The sequence below is a fragment of the Brevibacillus sp. HB1.1 genome (assembly GCF_013332445.1).
Taxonomy (GTDB): Bacteria; Bacillota; Bacilli; order Brevibacillales; family Brevibacillaceae; genus Brevibacillus; species Brevibacillus porteri.
In genome coordinates, this window is record NZ_JABMIV010000005.1 from 66,710 (window position 1) to 86,576 (window position 19,867).

18 protein-coding genes are annotated in these 19,867 nt (G+C 48.7%); 11 read left to right on the forward strand and 7 right to left on the reverse strand.

The features are described from left to right. The first annotated feature begins 14 nt into the window (after nt 1–14). The gene (locus HPY27_RS15030; protein WP_017251996.1) at nt 15–551 is read left to right on the forward strand and encodes a pyridoxamine 5'-phosphate oxidase family protein; all 537 of its coding nucleotides are present in this window, start codon (nt 15–17) and stop codon (nt 549–551) included. A gap of 29 nt (nt 552–580) precedes the next feature. On the opposite strand, the gene pdxR is transcribed toward HPY27_RS15030, so the two are convergent. Next, a complete protein-coding gene (gene pdxR / locus HPY27_RS15035) occupies nt 581–2,041 on the reverse strand; it encodes a MocR-like pyridoxine biosynthesis transcription factor PdxR (protein WP_174225349.1) in 1,461 nt (486 codons plus the stop codon). 225 nt (nt 2,042–2,266) lie between these two features. Here pdxR and hmpA point away from each other — a divergent pair, with 225 nt between their 5' ends. Beyond that, on the forward strand, nt 2,267–3,484 hold the full coding sequence (gene hmpA, locus HPY27_RS15040) for an NO-inducible flavohemoprotein (RefSeq protein ID WP_174225350.1): 1,218 nt from the start codon (nt 2,267–2,269) through the stop codon (nt 3,482–3,484). 20 nt (nt 3,485–3,504) lie between these two features. Here the strand turns inward: hmpA and HPY27_RS15045 are convergent, their stop codons facing one another. Continuing rightward, entirely contained in the window at nt 3,505–4,014 is a 510-nt protein-coding gene (locus tag HPY27_RS15045) for a Crp/Fnr family transcriptional regulator (protein ID WP_017251999.1), read from the reverse strand. Between the two features lie 165 nt (nt 4,015–4,179). On the opposite strand from HPY27_RS15045, the gene HPY27_RS15050 reads away from it, so the two are divergent. The 7 genes from HPY27_RS15050 (at nt 4,180) to HPY27_RS15080 (ending at nt 12,450) form a co-directional block, all read left to right on the forward strand. Beyond that, entirely contained in the window at nt 4,180–5,127 is a 948-nt protein-coding gene (locus HPY27_RS15050; RefSeq protein WP_174225351.1) for an MBL fold metallo-hydrolase, read from the forward strand. A 120-nt stretch (nt 5,128–5,247) separates the two neighbouring features. Then, entirely contained in the window at nt 5,248–7,038 is a 1,791-nt protein-coding gene (locus HPY27_RS15055) for a M3 family oligoendopeptidase (RefSeq protein WP_173623214.1), read from the forward strand. A gap of 179 nt (nt 7,039–7,217) precedes the next feature. Then, nucleotides 7,218–8,180 carry a metal-dependent hydrolase gene (locus tag HPY27_RS15060; protein ID WP_017252003.1) on the forward strand — a complete coding sequence of 321 codons (963 nt, stop codon included), beginning with the start codon at nt 7,218–7,220 and terminating at the stop codon, nt 8,178–8,180. Nucleotides 8,181–8,304: 124 nt separating this feature from the next. Then, nucleotides 8,305–9,225: an ArsR/SmtB family transcription factor gene (locus HPY27_RS15065; protein WP_174225352.1), complete on the forward strand. Its 921-nt coding sequence runs from the start codon at nt 8,305–8,307 to the stop codon at nt 9,223–9,225. A gap of 51 nt (nt 9,226–9,276) precedes the next feature. After that, nucleotides 9,277–10,515, forward strand: a complete 1,239-nt coding sequence (locus HPY27_RS15070) for an MDR family MFS transporter (RefSeq protein ID WP_174225353.1) — start codon at nt 9,277–9,279, stop codon at nt 10,513–10,515. A 370-nt stretch (nt 10,516–10,885) separates the two neighbouring features. Next, a complete protein-coding gene (locus HPY27_RS15075; RefSeq protein ID WP_174225354.1) occupies nt 10,886–12,058 on the forward strand; it encodes a bis-aminopropyl spermidine synthase family protein in 1,173 nt (390 codons plus the stop codon). Nucleotides 12,059–12,111: 53 nt separating this feature from the next. Next, a complete protein-coding gene (locus HPY27_RS15080; RefSeq protein ID WP_174225355.1) occupies nt 12,112–12,450 on the forward strand; it encodes a DoxX family protein in 339 nt (112 codons plus the stop codon). Between the two features lie 46 nt (nt 12,451–12,496). Here the strand turns inward: HPY27_RS15080 and helD are convergent, their stop codons facing one another. The 3 genes from helD to HPY27_RS15095 form a co-directional block, all read right to left on the reverse strand. Then, nucleotides 12,497–14,857, reverse strand: a complete 2,361-nt coding sequence (gene helD, locus HPY27_RS15085) for an RNA polymerase recycling motor HelD (protein ID WP_174225356.1) — start codon at nt 14,855–14,857, stop codon at nt 12,497–12,499. A 253-nt stretch (nt 14,858–15,110) separates the two neighbouring features. Next, nucleotides 15,111–15,734, reverse strand: coding sequence for a DUF6143 family protein (locus HPY27_RS15090; RefSeq protein WP_017252009.1), 624 nt, complete (start codon nt 15,732–15,734; stop codon nt 15,111–15,113). 172 nt (nt 15,735–15,906) lie between these two features. Next, a complete protein-coding gene (locus HPY27_RS15095) occupies nt 15,907–16,281 on the reverse strand; it encodes a DUF423 domain-containing protein (protein ID WP_012684886.1) in 375 nt (124 codons plus the stop codon). Between the two features lie 242 nt (nt 16,282–16,523). On the opposite strand from HPY27_RS15095, the gene HPY27_RS15100 reads away from it, so the two are divergent. Both HPY27_RS15100 and HPY27_RS15105 read left to right on the forward strand, forming a co-directional pair. Beyond that, a complete protein-coding gene (locus tag HPY27_RS15100) occupies nt 16,524–16,706 on the forward strand; it encodes a hypothetical protein (protein WP_017252010.1) in 183 nt (60 codons plus the stop codon). A 133-nt stretch (nt 16,707–16,839) separates the two neighbouring features. Next, on the forward strand, nt 16,840–18,261 hold the full coding sequence (locus HPY27_RS15105; RefSeq protein WP_173623208.1) for a SpoVR family protein: 1,422 nt from the start codon (nt 16,840–16,842) through the stop codon (nt 18,259–18,261). A gap of 64 nt (nt 18,262–18,325) precedes the next feature. Here HPY27_RS15105 and HPY27_RS15110 read toward each other — a convergent pair whose 3' ends face one another. Together HPY27_RS15110 and HPY27_RS15115 are read right to left on the reverse strand one after the other, a co-directional pair. Then, the gene (locus HPY27_RS15110) at nt 18,326–19,093 is read right to left on the reverse strand and encodes an SDR family NAD(P)-dependent oxidoreductase (RefSeq protein ID WP_174225357.1); all 768 of its coding nucleotides are present in this window, start codon (nt 19,091–19,093) and stop codon (nt 18,326–18,328) included. Between the two features lie 28 nt (nt 19,094–19,121). Beyond that, nucleotides 19,122–19,823: an SDR family oxidoreductase gene (locus HPY27_RS15115; protein ID WP_017247299.1), complete on the reverse strand. Its 702-nt coding sequence runs from the start codon at nt 19,821–19,823 to the stop codon at nt 19,122–19,124. Nucleotides 19,824–19,867 lie beyond the last annotated feature (44 nt).

Consider the following 19,867-nt stretch of genomic DNA (forward strand, 5'->3'; position numbering starts at 1 on the left):
TAGGAGTGATAACAATGAATGGAGTGCGTTACAAAATTAGAGAAGTATTGGATGAGAGCAAGATTGAGGCATTTTTGCAGCAAGCTAGAATCGGACATCTTGGAATGGTCGATGGTCATTTGCCGTATGTTGTTCCGCTCAATTTTGTCTGGACAAACGGGAAGCTATATTTCCATGGAGCCACCGGCGGGAGAAGAAATCAGGTTATGGATGCGAATCCAGAGGTCTGTTTTACGGTTTGTGAAGAATATGGAACGATTACTGATCCGGTGCCAGCTAAGACGGACACAGCGTATATGAGTGTAATGATTTTTGGCAAGGCACAGCCTATAGTCGATCTGGATGAAGCTACTCACATGTTGCAAGAAATGATGAATAAGTATGTACCTGGCTACTTCAATCGGCCTTTACCCAAGCAGCACGTAGACAAATACCGTTCAGCAGTATTCGGTGGTCCGGTTCAGGTGTATCGAATAGATCCAGATCATATCACAGCGAAAGAAAATCCAATGGAAGAAGAGAAAATGTTCAAACCGGGTAAAACTGTGTAAATGCTTTTGTGAAAACAGAAATGCTGCCGTTATTGATGCGGCAGCATTTTGCATGATGAACGCCGTGTAATCTCCGCAAGACGAAGAATGCCTTCTTCAATGGTTGATTCATCTACTTTAGCAAAACCCAGCACCCATCCTTTTCGATCGCTTTTCAAACAATACTTGCTAAGTGGATAAACACGGATTCCTTTTTCGAGTGCTAGGTTCGTCTCGGCTTCTTCGACAAACGATTTATCAGCTTCAAGAAGGATATGCAACCCCGTTTCTACGCCGCTTAGTGTGAAATGTTCGCCGAGACCTGTCGTGATGATGGCCTTTGTCATGGCTTCATGTCTGCGCCGATATACATTTCGAACTCGTCTCATATGGCGCATGAAATGACCATGCTCAATAAAATGAGTAAGCGTTAATTGTTCCATAATCGGAAGATGACGATAGGTTAATTCATGGACTTGGACGAGCTGACGAATGGCTTCTTTGGGACCAATGATTGCCGATATTCGAATACCAGGAGCAATCATTTTGGAAAAACTCATCATATACAGCGTGTTCTGAGGTCGCTGACTGAACAAGGTTGGAAGTGGGTCGCCGCGATAGCGAAATTCGCTGTCGTAATCATCCTCAACAATCCAAAACTGCTGCTCGGCAGCCATGTGTAACAATTGTTGCCTGCGAGGTTCCGACATAATGACTCCAACCGCACACTGGTGCGATGGCGTAACATAGACAAGCTTGGATCCCGGATGAATATGGTCTACGCATAACCCGTACTCGTCAACTGGAACGGAGACAACTTGCATACGCCGATACTTCATTGCCATCCAGGCAGCAGGGAAGCCAGGATCTTCAACAGAAACGGTATCTCCTTCTTGTAAAAGGGCTTGGGCGATCAAATCAATGCTATGTTGTGCGCCTGAGGTTAACATGATTTGATCGATAGTCACATGAACGCCCCGTTCAAGTGACAAATATCGTTGGATCTGTTCACGTAGCGGTTGGTATCCATAGGCATTGCCATAAGCCCAACTGTCCAGATTCGTTTCTGTGGAAGCTTGTAAAAACGAACGTCTCCAATTCTTTTGAAAATGTTCGTCCAAATATGGCTCATGGGGACTGAAATCGATCTCAACCTTTCGACTATCTTTATCCCCGAACCAACCGTGCAAATGACCGATTGTAGCGTTTAATAAAGGCAATTCGGGGGGGACAGGTCCTTCGGTCGCAACATCCTCTGAAGGACGCGTTGCATACGTCCATTCGCTCACTCTAGTCCCGCCGCGACGTGAGGTTACCGTGTATCCGCGGCTGAATAACTCCTCATAAACAATCTGTATGGTGGAACGGGAAACGCCAATTAAAGAAGCGAGTTCGCGGGAGGGGAGCAGCAATTCACCTGGCTGCCATTTTCCAGTGGTAATATTATGGATCGCTTGGTCCAGCAGTTGCTGCCAGATTGGACGCTCGTCATCTCGGTTTACTGTTAGCATTCATTCACCTTCAGTGTTTTTGTTGGAATGATAGATTTGGCTGATATGCTATCATGGCAATCGTTTCTTTTGCAACAAGAGAGTTGGGGGACGACTTTTTCTTATGGTCTTTTGCAGTTGTCACAAATCGTTTCTATTTCCTGTGACCAGAATCACATGTGTATTTCTGAACCTCCCGTACACTTGAAATATAGAAAGAACGAAGCACTTCAAGGAGGTTCTACGATGTTAAGCCCAAAAACCATTGAAATCATAAAATCAACCGTTCCTGTGCTAGAGGTACACGGAACTGCCATTACAAAACGCTTTTATCAAATGATGTTTGCTAAGCACCCTGAGCTTCTCAATATTTTCAACCACGCCAATCAAAAGCAGGGAAGACAGCAAACAGCTCTGGCAAATGCGGTTTATGCTGCGGCTTTGTATATTGATAAGCTGGAAACGATTTTGCCTGTAGTGAAGCAGATTGGACACAAGCACCGCAGCCTGGGAGTGAAGGCTGAACACTACCCAATCGTCGGGGAAAACCTGCTTGCTGCGATCAAAGACGTACTTGGCGATGCCGCTACAGACGAGATTTTACAAGCATGGGCGGAAGCGTATGGCGTCATTGCGGATGCTTTCATCGGTGTGGAACACGAAATGTATGATCAGGCCAGTGGAGAACCGGGGGGCTGGGCTGATTTCAGAGAATTTATCGTCCAGAAAAAGGTACGGGAAAGTGAAGTCATTACTTCTTATTATCTCGTTCCAGCGGATGTCGGGGCGATCTCTGCCTATGAACCGGGGCAATATGTAAGCGTCAAGGTGGAGATACCTGGAGAGGAGTACACGCATATTCGCCAATACAGTCTCTCAGATGCTCCGGGCAATCCGTACTATCGCATTTCTGTCAAAAGGGAGGATGCGACGCAAGATAAGCCAGCAGGGAAAGTGTCTGTTTACTTGGCCGAGGAAGTCAAGGAAGGAGATACCTTGCTCCTGTCTGCTCCTGCTGGAGATTTTACATTGAATCAAGAAGACAGCCGTCCAGTTGTACTGCTCAGTGGAGGGGTAGGATTGACCCCGATGATCAGCATGCTAAACACACTGCTAAAAGCAGGAACAGATCGTCCGATCACCTTCATTCACGCAGCACAAAACGGAAATATGCACGCTATGAAGCAGGCTGTAGAAGATTTGGCAGCCACTCATCCGCAGCTCTCTGTTCACTGGTGCTATGAAAAGCCGACTGAGCAAGATCGTTTGAACGGTGCTTTTCACAAAGAGGGGTATATCGACTTGCCGTGGCTGCAAAGCATTGTGGAGACGAAGGATGCGAACTACTATTTCTGTGGGCCAATCCCTTTCATGAAGGCAATCAACAATGCACTGTTGGAATGGGGAGTACCGGCAGACGATATTCACTACGAGTTCTTTGGACCGGCAGCGACCTTGGCCTAAAAGGCTGAGAGGGCCCAAGCTTACTCGCGATTCGCAGCTTGAGCGCGCAGCAGCCGATTTACCGTCTCGCGGCGAAGCCCGATGAGCTGACCGATTTCATCCTGAGTCAGCAAGTCTGAAAGCGAGGCGACAGGAATGAATGTCTGAAACCAAAGCTGGAGCTTGCGCAGCTTTTCAGCAGGAGAGACTTCGGTTAGTTGGTCGATACGCTGCTGCATCATCCGCAGCTTCCCTTGCAGCTGTAGCGCGATATCACGACACTTTTCAGGATTGTCATCCAGATGGCGATACCAATCCGGGGCAGACAATACTTCGACCTCGCAGGTCACGAGAGCGATTGCTGTCCCGTAATAGGGATTCGGGCTCATCAATGAATGATGCGGGATGATCTCATCCGGAACGATGATGTTGACCAGCGTCAATGCTCCGTCTGCATGTACCCGAACGATTTTTAACAGACCGCTCTTCAAATGATAGAGCGGTCCAGATTCTCCTTGTCGAAACAGGACTTCTCCCTTGTGCAGGATCATGGGTTTCTCCTCGATTCTCTACGTTTTTCTCTAGCAATTATAGCAAGCCCGGCAGGAGGAAGTAAGCAAGCGTAAAAAGCAGTTTGCCGCTTTTTTAGGCTTGCTACAGCAAGGATGCCTTTTGCTATAATGGGGAAATCACAGCTAGATAAAGGGAGTTGTCTGATGCTCAACTTTGTTACATGGGTAGGCTTCATAGTGGGGGGACTCCTTATCGGATTGATTGGCTATGTGGCTTACCGCTACTGGTACCATATGGGGCAGCTTCCGAAGCCGGAGTTTCGTCATCTGGATACAAAAAAGCCAATGCCTGCCGACTGGAGTCATGATGAGGTTACATTTACATGGATCGGTCACTCGACGATTCTGTTGAATATGTTTGGTACGAAAATACTGACGGATCCGGTTTTGGGCGAGAAGCTGGGGATTAAGCTTGCAGGTGTCCATTTTGGTCCCAAACGCTTCACACCTCCTGCCCTCGACTTTGCTGAAATTGGCGAGGTAGATATCATCTTGCTATCGCATGCCCATTTGGATCATGTCGATCTGCCTACCTTGCAGAAAATAGCGAATCGCTCCACACATGTCATTACGGCGCACCAGACGAGCAAGCTGTTTAAGCATATGCCGTTTGGATCGTATGAGGAAATGCAGCCGGGAGAAGCGATTACAACCAAAGAAGGAATGACGGTTACTGCGATTCCTGTTCGCCATTGGGGCAACCGCTTTCCATGGAATCATGAGTATGGCTACAACGGCTATATGATTGAGAAAAATGGCGTGCGCATCCTCTATCCAGGGGATACCGCTTATATCTCCATGGAAAATTTGCCGAAGCAATTCGGGCCGATCGATCTGGTGTTCATGCCGATTGGCGCCTACAAGCCAGACGCGTATCAAGCAGCACATTGTACGCCAGAGCAAGCATGGCAAATGTTCAAGGAGACCCAAGCCAAGTGGCTGGTGCCTATTCATTGGAACACGTTTGTGCTCTCGCGTGAGCCAGTTGATGAGCCGTTCGAGCGTCTGTTGGCAGCAGCGGGGGACGAGAGGGACAGGATCGTTGTTGAAAAACAAGGGGAGACGTTTTCGATCCCTGTTCAATCGATGTGAAAAGCTGGCGACTGCATACATGGCAGTCGCTTTTTACGTTGATATGAATAAATGGGGAAGGAATAGCTACCTTATTATAGAAATATTTTTATCGAAGGAGTTTTTGGAGGAGGAGTACATATGACAAAAGCATTTCCACAACGCTGGGATATGGATGTGATTTTTCCTGGTGGTAGTGAATCGGAGGATTTTCTGGCGTTTTTAGGGACGTTGGAAGGGGATATTGCGAACCTGAAGGCGCGGTTGGAGCAATCTGGTGCAGGTTTGCATGAAACAGCGGCTTTCAAGGAAGTTATCACTCATGTCCAAAGCATTGCCGTGCGGGTGAGACAAGCAGGTGCATTCATTTCCTGCCTGACTGCTCAAAATGTAAAGGATGAGCCAGCCAAACTGCTGGGTGGGCGTGTAAAGAGCATCTCGGCTGCGTTTGGTGCAGTATTGACGCGCTGGGAAGAACAGCTGCTGGCTGTCGACGAGGCTGCATGGGAGAAGCTGTTGGCAGACGAAGAATTGCAACCGCTTGCTTTTGTGCTGAATGAGCGCCGCCGCCGTGCACAGGAAAAGCTGTCCCCTGAACAAGAAGTGCTAGCAAACGATTTAGCCGTAGACGGGTATCACGCTTGGCAAGATTTGTACAATACCGTCGTGGGACGTATGACCATTGAGGTTGAGGTCAATGGAGAGACGAAGCAGCTGTCCGTCGGGCAAGCTTCTAACCTGATGAGCAGTCCTGATCGTGCTGTTCGTGCCCATGTTTTTGAAAAGTGGAAAGAAGCTTGGGGCAAAGAAGCGGAGTTGTGCGCGCAGGCGCTGAATCACTTGGGTGGTTTCCGTCTCTCTCTGTACCGTCATCGCGGCTGGGATTCCGTCCTGCGTGAACCGCTGGATATTGGACGGATGCAGGAAAAAACACTCGACGCGATGTGGCAGGCCATCGACAATCGCAAGGATCGCCTGGTTGCCTACCTGGAGCGCAAGGCAAAGCTTCTCGGTGTAAACAAACTGAGCTGGTACGATGTAGGAGCTCCAGTCGGTAAGGTACATAAAGAAGTGTCTTACGATGAAGCAGCTGCCCTGATCGTTGAGCACTTCAACCGCTTCAATCCGAGCATGGCTGAGTTTGCGCAAAAGGCATTCGATGAGGGCTGGATCGAGGCAGAGGATCGTCCTGGCAAGCGCCCAGGCGGATTCTGCACGAGCTTCCCAGTCAGCAAGCAGTCCCGCGTGTTCATGACGTATGCGGGAAGCGCAAGCAATGTATCCACACTGGCACATGAGCTGGGGCATGCGTATCATCAGCAAGTCATGTGGGATTTGCCAGCACTTAACCAAAATTACGCGATGAACGTAGCGGAGACAGCATCGACCTTTGCAGAGATGATCCTCGCTGACGCTGCTGTGAAAAATGCAGCCAATGAAGATGAAAAACTGGTGCTCTTGGAAGATAAGCTGCAATCCATCATCGCGTTTTTCATGAACATCCACGCTCGCTTTATTTTCGAGAAAAACTTCTACGAGAAGCGCAAAGAAGGTCTCGTTAGCGCGGCTGATCTCGACCGAATCATGGAAGAGGCGCAAAAGCAAGCGTACAATGGAGCTTTGGCAGATTATGAGCCGCACTTCTGGGCATCCAAACTGCATTTCTATATCACGTCGTATCCGTTCTACAACTTCCCGTACACATTCGGGTACTTGTTCAGCATGAGTGTCTATGCGCGTGCGCTTGAAGAAGGCGAGAGCTTTGCGCCGAAATACGATGCACTGCTCCAAGATACGGGCCGCCTGATGGTAGAGGACTTGGCGAAGAAGCATCTCGGTGAGGATATGACGACAGTTGAGTTCTGGCAAAAAGCTGTTGATCTGGCTGTGGCAGACATCGACGAATTCCTGCGCCTGACAGAAGAAGCATAAATCACGAATAAATAAGCTCCAAGCAGTCTGTCGCTTTTCTGACAGGCTGCTTTTTCGTTGAGAGATTGTTAATATCGCAGACGAAATCTTCGGATAACCTTTACCTGCGGTTTATAGAATCCTCGCTATTTTTTCGTACAGTAAAAGAGAAGGGAGTACTTGCAAAGGGAGGCATCGTAATGGACACTGGCAGTCATCTTTTGTTGGGTGTCACACTGGCGGGCTTAGCTCATATCACGCCGGCAGTGGCACATGATCCGGCACTTGCTCAGGCGCTGATGGTCGCAACGGTAGTGGGCTCTCATGCCCCGGATTTCGACACTGTGGCCAGACTTCGCGGTATTTCTTTTTACATTCGTTTTCATCGGGGAATTACTCATTCGATTCCCGCCTTGTTTCTGTGGCCCCTCATCATCAGTCTTGCTCTCGCCTGGGGTTTTGGTCTCATGGGGCAGTTCGGGATTTTGTACGGTTGGACGCTGCTGGCTGTTGTGCTGCATGTTTTTCTCGATATGCTAAACGCCTATGGAGTCCAGTGTATTCGCCCTATTAACAAGCGCTGGGTGCATTTGGATGTACTCGCGATTTTTGAGCCACTGGTGTTCGCGGTTCATCTAGCAGCGGCGATATGGTGGATAGCTTTTAACGGAGATCCCAGTGTGCTATTTCCGATAGCATATGGCATGACGTTCGTGTATATTGGTGTGCGGGCTTGGCAGCATCACCGTAACGTCAGACGGGTAGAAAGGGCATTGGAAACAAGGGGCATAACCCATGTTTTCCCTAGCATACATCCTTTTCACTGGCGATTCGTCGTAGAGACGGAGGAACTGTTTTACACAGGGAGAATCGAGTATGCACGTGTGATACTGGAGGATGTGTATCCGAAACAGCAGCGTGATGCAATCATTCAGGCTACTGTCGGTGTGGACGGAGTTCGTGCTTTTCTCGGATTTGCTCAACGAATCCACGTCACGTGGAAGGAGATTGCCGACGGTTATGAAGTCACGTGGAGTGATGTGCGTTTTTGGTACAACCGCAAGCTGCCATTTGGCGTAGATGTTGTCTTGGACCGTGATTTGAATGTTGTTGATCATCGGTTGGGCTGGCGAAAAAAAGCGTGGGACCCGCCGTTTGTATAAAAAGGCTGTTAGCAATGCCCCGTCAGTGAATCTGGCGGGGTTTTACTGTTTTTTACAAAAGTAGCTTTGCAAGCTCCGGAAAGAATGATACACTGAAAAAAACTAAACGTTCGATGGTGATAGAATGAATGGATTATATTCGATCAGAGTAGAATGGTCTCCTGCGTATGAATGTATCATTAGCCTCTACACTTACATTTACGAAAAGGAGCGCAAGCATTATTTGCTTGGTACGGCTTGGAAAGAGGAGACAAAACAAATGCTTCCGGCTTCTTTTGCAGATGAACTCGCAGATGAACGTTGGGAGGTACTCCACCGTTTGGTGCTGCTTGTAGCACAATCGCCTCAGACCAAATCCGTCGAAGAATTTCTTGGGTGGCTAGAAAGCATCCCTCCCGGTGAAATTTATGAGCGCCTCGCGCCATGGGTGGAGACAATCCCGCTGAACCTGGGGGAAATCCGTGATCACAGCTTGTCGCTGCTTACCCGGTGGAATGAACATTATTTTTCGAAACTGGAACCACGCATTTTACAAAGTTTGCAAAGGAGTGCCGATGAGCTGACGGCCCGCGTCAAAGAAATGCCTCCGATCGATTTGGTCGATCAAGTAACGAACGGTATCTGGATTGAGCCGATGGCAGATTTGCGAGAGGTTGTACTGATCCCGCAATATCATAGCGCCCATTCTTCTGTGCTCGACTTTTATCGAGGGCTTGCCACTTGCATGTATCCTGTCAAAGATGCGGCAATGACCAGACCACAGCCGCTCCTGGAGCTGTTACCCATCACACAGTGCCTGGCGGATGAGAAACGTCTGCAAATCTTGCGTTGTCTAGCGAAAAAGACTTGCACTCTCGGGGAATTGCAAAAGCAAGTATCACTGGCAAAAAGCACCGTCCATCATCATGTAACGGCGTTGCGCAGAGCGGGGTTGATTCGAGCTCATTATACAGGCAGTACGACGATTTCCTACTACAGTCTGCGCGAATCGTTCGTCGAGCGTCTTCCCGTCTTGCTTCGTTCCTTTTTTCATACACCAGAGTAAATTTGCTTACGGAAATGGCATGATTCTGTTGAGAGGGTAGGTTGAATCAGTATGAGCAAAATGAGGCAAGTGTGGGAGGCGTATCACCCGATTGTTCATTTATTGATGGCAGGGACGGTTTTCGTTCAGCTAACGCAATCCATGAGCATTCCGTTTTTGGCCATCTATCTCGGTGAAACGACGAAGCTCTCTCATGCCTATATTGGACTTATTATCGGTGCAGGTCCCTTGGCTGGAACAGTCGGGGGATTTGCTGGCGGGATTCTCTCGGATTTATTTGGCAGACAAAAGTTGATGTTTTTTTCCTTGCTGGCTATGGCGTGCTCGATTATCGGATTCATTACAGTAGCGTATCCGATCGGTTTGCTTTTGATCAGTATGATAATGGGATTGTCGGCCTCGATATTTGCGACGGTTTCAAAAGCATTGATGGGAGACTTGACTCCTGAGCATAAGCGTTTTCGTGTGTTCTCGAATCGCTATCTTGCGAACAATCTTGGCTTTGCGATTGGTCCTATGCTCGGTGCTTTTCTGGGGATTTCCGGCAGCAATCTGGCATTTTTTTTGACGACGGTATCCTTGGTGAGCTTTGCTATCATTTTAGTAGTGGCATGTCGGAAATGTGGGGTCACCGATGATGACGGGGGGAACGGAGAGGTAGAGAGAGCTAGTTTGGCTGAGATCTGGCAAGTGCTCAGAAGGGATGTCGTTCTTCTTACCTTTGTCACAGGTGGAGTCCTGTTAGTGACGGTGTACGGTCAGATGTCTGTTACGCTCTCCCAATACTTGCGGGAAAACTTTTCAGAGGGAGTCGCCTTGTTTGGAACATTGATGAGCGTTAACGGATTTACCGTCTTGCTTTTACAAATTCCAGTGACGAGGCTGGTTGAGCGTTATTCCTTGTTTGCGCGGATAGCAGGTGGCGCTGTGCTGATGGCTATAGGAGAAGTCGGCTTTGCTTTCTCACCAGACTGGGCTTGGTTTATTACGGCGATGATCATATTTACATTAGGGGAAATCCTGATTGTACCTGCGGAGTATGCGCAAATCGACGAAATCAGTCCTGCGAATATGCGAGGGACTTACTATGGGGCACAAAGCGCAACGATGCTGGGTAGCTTTCTCGGACCATGGGCAGGAGGTATGGTGCTCACTGCATATGGTGGCCCCGTGATGTTTTTGGTCATGGCAGTATTGGCGCTGGTTAGCTTGATCTTTTATTGGCTGGGACGCAGGCTGCATGAAAAGCGGAAGCAGCCTAGAAATGCGATCGTAGAGACTGCCATATAGCTTCTTGCCGATTGATTGCGAGTGCCGTATAATGGAAAGTATCTTTTCAAAAGGGGACGTTTTGATGTCGGTGTGTGTTCTTAACTAAGCAATTGGATAGGGTACTCCCATTCTTTTTGGCAAAAATCTCATTTTATGTGAGCTTATTTGCTATGGAATAGAGGAGGCCTTGATTGGTTAAGAACTTACGGTCATCCATCTACCCATTTGCTCGACTACGGGAACCGTGCTCTTACGCACGGTTTTTTTGCGTGACTATCCACGCGCACGTAGCGAACGTATGCCTTCAAGGCGGAGATGAACGAATGTTCATGCTCTGCCTTTTTGCATGCATCGATGGGTCCATCCCTTTTGAAAAGAGGTTCTCTACATGAAAAATTATATCGAAGACACCTATAAACAAGTGCGTTTACAAGAAGGTCAACGAGTGATCGAACAGTTTCTGCTTGCGTGTTATTTTCATCCGGGTTTGCCTACGAAAGAGCTGGCAAGAAAGCTACTCTTGCCTGTACCTGTGGCGACTGCCATTAAAAAAGAGCTGATCAAGGCAGGTGCCATACAGCAGGGGAGCGGGGTAAGATGCACCGCAGAAGGGGAAGCGTTCATTGAGCAAAAGCTAGGGTATGGTGGGTTGGATCGAGAGTTGTACGAGAAGCTGATGAAAGACGACGAAGTTTGGAAAAACGAGCTGGTTGACTTGCAAACGGAGATGGAGACGATTTTTGCTGGGCGTCCGCAAGTCGATGTACAGATTGATCAGTCCAAATGCACAGTCGAGACGAGCTTGCGCAGGGCAATCTTATGCTTGCGGCATCAAAGCTTGGTGGGCAAAAAAATATTATGCGTCGGGGATGATGATTTAGTCAGCATCTCGCTGGGGCTTTTGCTCAAGCGTTTGTTTCCAGGGAATCAACAACGACCAGAGCAAATTGACGTAGTCGATATCGATGAACGCTTTCTCCAGTACATTACGGATGTGTCCAAGCAAAAAGCATTGACCGTAGCCTGCCATCAGGCTGATTTGCGGCAGCCGCTGCCGAAGAAGCTACAGGGTGGGTACGATTGCTTTTTTACTGATCCACCTTACACGCTGCAAGGAATGGCTTTGTTTTTATCTCGCGGAATCAGTGGGCTGCAAAAGCAAAAAGGACTGTCCATCTTCCTGTCCTTTGCGCATAAATCCCCGGATTTCACGCTGAATATGCAACGGGAGTTCGTGCTGGCAGGCTTGACCGTACGAGAGGTGCTCAGTCATTTCAATGAATATGAAGCGGCGCAAATGATTGGCAATAAGGGGCAGATGATCGTGCTCACCACTACAGAGCTGACGGCTCCGACGATCAAGCATCCGTTTCTGGAGTCGCTATACACAGGCGAAGAGACTCCTTCCAAACGTGAGTATCAATGCAAGCGTTGCAAAAGGTCGATCCAGGTAGGGGCACAGGCAAAAATAGTGACGATTGAACAATTGAAAAAACGCGGCTGCCCTCGTTGCAAGCATCAGAGCTTTGAGCTGTTGTCCCGCCGGAGAGCACAAGACTGATTGTACGCTAGTGGGCATATGGTAGTGGTGGAGGGGAGGGAGAATAAGAGAAGATGGCTTACGAAAAAGCGTTTGTTTTATTACGGATCGGGACGGGAATCTTGTTTTTCATTCATGGCATAGCCAAGCTGCAAAAAGGGATGGCTGTTGTTGTGACGACGTTTGGTGATCTCGGCTTGCCGGGGTGGCTGGCGTATCTGGTTATGATCGTAGAACTGATCGGCGGTCTCGCGCTGATCATCGGAATTGGGGCGAGATATGCTGCCTGGGGATTAGCTGCGATCATGGCAGGGGCGATTGTGATGGTGAAATGGGCGAAAGGCTTTGTGGGCGGTTATGAGCTCAACTTGATCCTGTTGCTTGTCACGATTTGTGTGGGTCTAAAAAGGTGAAAAAGAGATCCGGCTGAACCGGTAAGCGGTCAGCTGGATCTCTTTTTTAAACAAACAGCTCGTAAAGCTCAAGAGAAACGTTCTCTAAAAATGGACTTTTTTCACCCGAATAGTAAAGATGCAGCTCGTGCATGGCTCGTGTGCATGCCGTGTAAAAAAGCTTGCGTTCGCTTTCTTCGCCATAGCATGCGGCGGAAGCATCATAAAGGATGACCGCATCGAACTCGACCCCTTTTGCCAAGTAAGCGGGAATAATCAAGATTCCTTTTTCGAAGGAAAGGGTGGCGGGCTTGATCAAGCGAATCGGCAATCTTTCTTGTAAAGCGTCATGAACGCCTTGGGCTTCCTCTAGCGTTTTTGTGATAACAGCGATCGTCTGATGACCATGATCGGCGAGCTCACGTATGCGCGTTTCGATTTGATCGGTATGAGCTTGAGGTGATGTCACTTTGGTTAGAGTTGGCAAGCGACCGTCGCGCATAAAAGGCTCAATCATATCTCCGTTTCGCAAAAGTTGTCGTGTAAACAAGACGATGGGATAGGTGGAGCGGTAACTTTTGGTCAGGACAAAGGTCTCCGTCTCTTCAGGCTCAAACAGGGATGTGACAGCCTCAAAGCTATTCTGGTGATACGCATGAGCGTAAATCGCCTGATTCCAGTCTCCCAGCACGGTCATTTTGGCACGGGGAAACAAGCTCTTGATGAGAGCGAACTGAAAGGCGGAGTAGTCCTGGGCTTCATCGAGAAATACATGACGGACGAGATTGTTCGTCTGCTTGCCCTCCAAACGTTCCTGCAAATACAAATAAGGAGGGATGTCTTCACATGCCAAATACTGTTGCTCTAAACGCTCTGCTGTCTGTTCGCACACGGCGGGCCAATTGTTCAATACATCGTGGTGGAGAGTATTTGGCGCAAGCGTCTCGAGCAAGTCAGGTGACAAGAACAGCTGACGGTAAATAGCGCGAGTATCAATAAATTGAAGTTCCCGGATAAAATCGCGCAGAGGCTGAAACTGCTTTTTGACGATCCAGTTGGCTAAGAGCTCCTGCTCGCGTTCGAAGTCATCGAACGTATCCTCCCGAAACTGCTTTTTGCGGCGCAGCGATTGATAGGCAGCTACGTAAGCGTCTCGGTCAAGTAGCTCCATTTCCTCTTCGACCCATGGTTTTGATCGTTCTCGCTGTTCCAGTTTTTTCAGCTCTGTCAGCAGTGATTTGGCAACGAGTACCATCCGATTGGGGATCGGCAGACTCGTACTGAGAGAATAAAACAGCTCATGGATGTGGGCAGCACTGATTAGTGTCTGGTTTCTAAATGTAACGGGGCGAAACATGATACCAGATTCCTTTAGGATATTCGCGTATTCGTCCATGGCTTGCAAAAACAAGGCGCTTGATTTGAAACGGATTCCTTCCAGACGCGCCTCGTATCCAGACTGATCACTTGCTGTCAGTACATACTCCATCTGTTCAAGCGGGTTTTCCAGGCGGAAGTTGTCACCGAGACGATGCTCCGCATATTCCTGAAAAGTCGTTTGCTGCATATTTTCCTCGCCGAGCTCAGGAAGAACGGTCGAGACGTAGCTATTAAACAAGGAGTTGGGCGAAAACAAAACGATTTGCTCCGCGGTCAATGTCTTGCGATAACGGTATAACAAATAAGCGATTCGTTGCAAAGCCGCAGACGTTTTTCCGCTACCGGCAGCTCCGGAGACGATGACGAGTCGGCTGCGTTCGTTGCGGATGATGCGGTTTTGATCCCGTTGGATCGTGGCCACGATGCTTTTCATCTGCGAGTCAGCCTGTTTGCCGAGTACCTCCTGAAGCAGCTCGTCGCCAATCGTCACGCCCGTATCGAACAGGTGCAACAATTTGCCGTCGCGAATGATGTATTGTCTTTTACACGCAATCTCTCCATTTACGATTCCACTTGGGGTATTGTACTCTGCTGGCCCCGGCGAATAGTCGTAATACAGACTGGAGATAGGTGCGCGCCAGTCGTAGACGAGAAACTCCTCGTCGTTTTTATCCAGCAAGGAAGCAATGCCGAGATAGATGGCTTCTGGCTTCGATTCTAGCTCTTCTTGAAAATCAATCCTGCCAAAATAGGGAGAGTGCAACAATCGCTGTAGCGTACGCAACTGATTTTGGGCATGGCGATGGATGCGTTCACGTTCGGACAGGACTTCCGCTTGCTGCTTGATACTGGCGTAAGTCTCGACAGCTTCGATGGCATCTTCGAAGTTGACTGTCACATCGTCCCAAAAATGCTTGCGAATTCCGATGATATCCTCGCTCACGACATTCACATGCTCTTTGAGGTCATCTATTCGGTTCTTTATCTCTGAGATGACTCGTTCAACACGTTGTTGTTCGTTTTGCCGATCTTGATCAGTCACGCTCATGGTACCGCTCCTTTTTCGTTCCCCATTTTTGATCTGATGGTTTGACAATCGAAAGTGAATGTGGTACTATTATATTGGAGATAAAGTAGATACATATTAACAATTGACCAACAGACCAATTCTCATTGTATCACGTGAAAATTGGCTTTTCAACATGGTGTAGGAAAAATACGAATTGAAATGACAGGGAACTCCTTTGGGGGTTCCCTTTTTTGTTGTGACTAGACTTGTCCGTCAAGCGTTCCAGTGAGAGCTACCCATATACGGGTTGTTCCCACCAGTCTATGGAAAGGTAAAAGGCTGTCTTCTCACCAGTGTTTGGAACGCGAACAATGAGCGCCATTCCTGGTCCGAGAATCCACTGTCCGCCAGGGGTCGCCTCAACGGTGGAGGACGCCGGAATGATTCGCGTGGCGGTCTGAATGTGATCAGAAAAGGTATCCGTCATACCGGCGCCATGCAAAACTTGCCCTTGAGCGGCGGGACAAGCGGGGAGTTGAATATAACCAGAAGTCACTTGACGTGAGAGAGTTGCACCAGTGAGGGAGGAGCCTTTGCCAAACAAGAAATGTGCTTCTATCGGGTGCGGGGATGGATTGGTGACCATCCAGTGATGGACAAACAAATGAACACCGGAGCGTAAGGGATTCGACAAGGCAGCGATCCCGATAGCCCCATCGCTCACGATCATTTTTTCCGATTGCCCCATGAAGTATTTGCATTGATCCGCCATCGACATCGCATACGGAATGTGAACACTCCGACTCAGCTGTTCCGTAGCAGAAGGAGTGGGAAACGGATAGTACCCCATCTGCATGTAGACATCTGGTATTCCACCATAAAAGTACGAGGGGCGGGTATAGGAGGGCTTCGTCATGATTTCCTCTCCTTGTGAGTGGGGTAACTGCTAACCCTACAGCATATGGCAATCGTCCATGGAGGGTGTCAGGAGCTGGCGTTATTGGCAGGCAAAGTTCCGCTGAAGTCATGGCGTGGCGGATAGAAAAAAGGCTGGGAATGAAAATCCCAACCTTTTGCAAGATTTTTGTCTACGATACGGTTTTCCAAGCATGAATGGCAAGCAGCGCCCATCCAGCGAGGAACAAAACTCCGCCAATCGGCGTAATCGCACCGAGAACCTTAATTCCGGTCATCGCCAGCGTGTAGAGACTGCCGGAGAAGATCAACGTACCAGCTGTAAAGCACCAGCCCGCCCAAACGAGGCCAGAAGAATCCGGGTACCACTTGAGCAACAGGGCAACCAGCACCAGAGCCAGTGCATGTGTCGTCTGATAGGTCACGCCCGTATGGAAAATGCCCAGCGAATACTCGTCCAGTTTTTCCTTCAGTGCATGTGCTCCGAATGCTCCTAACGCAACCGAAAGAAATCCACTGATACTGCCAAGCATCAAAAACAGCTTCATGAGTGCGTCACTCCTTTTTTCGCATAACCTGTACACTTGTCTGTTCTCTATTCTAACTTAAAAATCCAAGTTCAAAAAGTCGACTTTTCAGCACCGAGAAAGTGGCGAGAACCGCTAAAGCCCAATTGTAATTTGGTGAACATGCCTTGGACTACCGTACAGACCGCTTGTCAACCTCTAACATAAAGTAAAGTATCGCAGTGGCAACGCTTACAGGCTGCTGCGACGGGAGGTGACGTAATATGAACAAATGGATTTCCAACGTTGGAGGTCTCCTTGGTGGTTACGCATTGCTGAAAGCACCAGTGGATGGTTCCTTCCTTAATGGATTGGACCCGCTGGTAGATGGAGTTGGTCTCATCGCTGTGGTCGTATTCGCGGGAGCTCTTATTTATTCTGGTGTACGCGACTGGTTTAAGGGTTAAGAAGTAAGATGGAAAACAAATCAAGGGTGTCTCCAGTCGGGGATGCCTTTTTTTCTTCGGAAGGCTGGCGTCTTTTAGCATGGTCCCCCATATACATAAAGTAGACCGACTGCAAAAGGGGGAGGCGAAACGATTGACCAACGACGAGCGAAAAGAACTGGAGCGATCCATTGACGAAATTACCGAGATCGCCAAAGGGTTCAATCTCGATTTTTACCCGATGCGATACGAGATATGCCCGTCTGACATCATCTATACATTTGGCGCGTATGGAATGCCGACACGATTTTCGCATTGGAGTTTTGGAAAGTCCTTCTACCGGATGAAATTGCAATATGACCTGAATCTGAGCAAAATCTACGAGCTCGTCATCAACTCCAATCCTTGTTACGCGTTTCTTTTGGACGGCAATTCCTTGATCCAAAACAAGCTCATTGTGGCTCACGTGCTTGCTCACTGCGACTTTTTCAAAAACAATGTGCGCTTCTCCAACACCAATCGGGATATGGTCGAAAGCATGGCGGCCAGTGGAGAGCGGATTCGTCAGTATGAGATCGAGTACGGTAAGGATGCTGTCGAGAATTTGCTCGATGCGAGCTTGGCGATTCAGGAGCATATCGATCCGAGCTTGCTACGTCCAAAGCTGCGTTGGAAACGAGAGCCAGAGGAGTCGAATAAAAAGACGAGGAACGAACGGCAATCTCCTTATGACGATCTCTGGGGATTGGACCGCAAAGCAAAAGAGGAAGCCGAGCCAGTAAAAGCACCACGCAAATTCCCGCCAGAACCGGAAAAAGACCTATTGCTATTCATTATGGAATACAGCAATATCCTAGACGATTGGCAACGGGATGTGCTGACGATCATTCGAGATGAGATGCTGTATTTCTGGCCGCAGATGGAAACGAAGATCATGAACGAAGGCTGGGCCACCTACTGGCATATGCGCATCCTGCGGGAAATGGAGCTGACGGAAGCGGAGACGATCGAGTTTGCCAAGCTGCATTCCTCCGTCATTCAGCCTTCGACGACGAGTATTAATCCGTATCATTTGGGTCTGAAAATTTTGGAGGACATTGAAAAACGCTGGGATAATCCGACGAAGGAAGAGCAGGAGCGCTTCGGACGAAAGCCAGGAGAGGGACGCGCGAAAATTTTCGAGGTGCGTGAGCTGGAGTCCGACATCAGCTTCATTCGCAACTTCCTGACCAAGGACCTCGTCAGTGATCTGGATTTGTATATGTTCGGCAAGCAGGGCAACGATTGGGTTGTCGCGGAAAAACAGTGGGAGCAGGTACGCGATGGTCTTGCGGGCACACGGGTTAATGGGGGATTCCCTTATGTACTCGTGCACGATGGGGATTACTTACGCTCCGGCGAGCTGTACTTGAAGCATCATTTCGAGGGGCTGGAGCTGGATGTCAAATACGTAGAAAAAACATTGCCTTACATCTATACCTTGTGGGGGAAATCCGTTCACCTGGAATCGATGGTGGAGGATCGACAAGTGTTGTTTACGTACGACGGCAAGAAAGTGCACCGCCGCTTTTTATAGGGGAAAAAAGGCCGCATGCCCGGTGGAAGCTGACCGAGCGTGCGGCTATTTCTACGTGTCCGAACTAGGACAACTGATCCGTAATTCCGATGTGACTGCTGATCCCGCCGTCCATGGTGATGCTGGCTCCGTTGATGTACCCGCTATGTGGTCCGACGAGATGATAAATCATCTGGGCGATTTCCAACGGCTGAGCTACGCGTTTCACCGGGCTTTTGACGATGACTCGATTCATGTAATCCGAAATATCCTCCGGACGTACGCCCATCGCGGTATCCACATATCCCGGACAGATGGCATTGCAAGTAATCCCATGCTCTCCCCATTCCGCCGCAATTGTTTTTGTATAGCCGATCATGCCGTGTTTGGAAGCGACGTAGGTGGATGAATGCGCAGAGCCTAGCAAGCCCTGAATAGAAGCGATGTTTACGATCCGCCCGAAGTTCCTTTCTTTCATCTTGGGCAACAGGTTTCTGCAAAACAGGAATACACTCTTCAGGTTGGTATTCATGATCCAATCCCATTCTTCATCGGAGACTTCGTCCACCCGGTGGAATGGACCGCCCACTCCTGCATTGTTGACCAAGATGGTGATATCTCCGAAATGCGATTCCACAAGCTGGATGGCTTCTTCAACTTGCGCTCGTTGACCGACATCACAGCGAATGGACAAGGCTTGACCGCCTGCCTGATTAATTTCTTGGGCGACTATTTGTGCCTTTTCTTCTTGTACATCAAGAACAACGACACGGACCCCATGCTGAGCCAAAAGCTTTGCTGCTGCGGCCCCAATCCCATTGCCTGCTCCTGTGATCATTGCTACTTGTTGCATTTGTAAACTCTCCTTATTAATCTGTCATCTAGAGAATGCCTTTAGGAGGAAGGATTTTGACTTCATCGATTCGAACGTGTAGGGGACGGGAGGCGATATCTAACACGGTATCTGCCACATCTTTTGGTACGAGCATCGCACTCGGATCAAAAAAATGCCGGTCCTCCGTCATGTTTGTATGAACGGCGCCGGGAAAAATGGTAGAGACCCTCACATTGTCGTTTTTCCATTCTTCATTGCAAATTTGAGAAAAGCCTTGGACGGCAAATTTCGAAGCACCATAAACGCCGTTTTCCGCAATGGGAATATATCCGGAGACACTCGCGATATTGATGATTCGGCCTCCGTGAGCTTTCATTACCTTGTATCCTTCACGGCTGCAAAGAAAGAGTCCGGTTACATTGGTGCGGAAAACATTCTCCCATTCTTCTAAGCTTGTTTGTTCAACAGGCTTAAACACGCCGACTCCTGCATTGTTGACGAGGACATCTAGACGTCCGTATAACCTTTGTACTTGCGCAAATAGGGCAAGGACACTTTGCTCGTCAGTCACGTCCAGCTGTATATTCGTCACACTTCCAGGTTCAGCGTGTGCGATCTCGTTCGGATGAGGCGCGGATCGAGAGGTTGCCCAAACAATCGCTCCTTCTTTTGCCAGAACATTTGCCATTTCAAGACCCAATCCTCGACTGGCTCCTGTGATGACCACGATTTTATTCAGTAGTTTCATCTGTACCTCCATATACGAAACATCCATCCAATAATTGGATGCTT

What these genes read in the sequence shown, in the direction of transcription:
- HPY27_RS15030 (WP_017251996.1), top strand. Translation starts at nt 15, where the DNA reads ATGAATGGAGTGCGTTACAAAATTAGAGAAGTATTGGATGAGAGCAAG.
- pdxR (WP_174225349.1), bottom strand. Translation starts at nt 2,041, where the DNA reads ATGCTAACAGTAAACCGAGATGACGAGCGTCCAATCTGGCAGCAACTG.
- hmpA (WP_174225350.1), top strand. Translation starts at nt 2,267, where the DNA reads ATGTTAAGCCCAAAAACCATTGAAATCATAAAATCAACCGTTCCTGTG.
- HPY27_RS15045 (WP_017251999.1), bottom strand. Translation starts at nt 4,014, where the DNA reads ATGATCCTGCACAAGGGAGAAGTCCTGTTTCGACAAGGAGAATCTGGA.
- HPY27_RS15050 (WP_174225351.1), top strand. Translation starts at nt 4,180, where the DNA reads ATGCTCAACTTTGTTACATGGGTAGGCTTCATAGTGGGGGGACTCCTT.
- HPY27_RS15055 (WP_173623214.1), top strand. Translation starts at nt 5,248, where the DNA reads ATGACAAAAGCATTTCCACAACGCTGGGATATGGATGTGATTTTTCCT.
- HPY27_RS15060 (WP_017252003.1), top strand. Translation starts at nt 7,218, where the DNA reads ATGGACACTGGCAGTCATCTTTTGTTGGGTGTCACACTGGCGGGCTTA.
- HPY27_RS15065 (WP_174225352.1), top strand. Translation starts at nt 8,305, where the DNA reads ATGAATGGATTATATTCGATCAGAGTAGAATGGTCTCCTGCGTATGAA.
- HPY27_RS15070 (WP_174225353.1), top strand. Translation starts at nt 9,277, where the DNA reads ATGAGCAAAATGAGGCAAGTGTGGGAGGCGTATCACCCGATTGTTCAT.
- HPY27_RS15075 (WP_174225354.1), top strand. Translation starts at nt 10,886, where the DNA reads ATGAAAAATTATATCGAAGACACCTATAAACAAGTGCGTTTACAAGAA.
- HPY27_RS15080 (WP_174225355.1), top strand. Translation starts at nt 12,112, where the DNA reads ATGGCTTACGAAAAAGCGTTTGTTTTATTACGGATCGGGACGGGAATC.
- helD (WP_174225356.1), bottom strand. Translation starts at nt 14,857, where the DNA reads ATGAGCGTGACTGATCAAGATCGGCAAAACGAACAACAACGTGTTGAA.
- HPY27_RS15090 (WP_017252009.1), bottom strand. Translation starts at nt 15,734, where the DNA reads ATGACGAAGCCCTCCTATACCCGCCCCTCGTACTTTTATGGTGGAATA.
- HPY27_RS15095 (WP_012684886.1), bottom strand. Translation starts at nt 16,281, where the DNA reads ATGAAGCTGTTTTTGATGCTTGGCAGTATCAGTGGATTTCTTTCGGTT.
- HPY27_RS15100 (WP_017252010.1), top strand. Translation starts at nt 16,524, where the DNA reads ATGAACAAATGGATTTCCAACGTTGGAGGTCTCCTTGGTGGTTACGCA.
- HPY27_RS15110 (WP_174225357.1), bottom strand. Translation starts at nt 19,093, where the DNA reads ATGCAACAAGTAGCAATGATCACAGGAGCAGGCAATGGGATTGGGGCC.
- HPY27_RS15115 (WP_017247299.1), bottom strand. Translation starts at nt 19,823, where the DNA reads ATGAAACTACTGAATAAAATCGTGGTCATCACAGGAGCCAGTCGAGGA.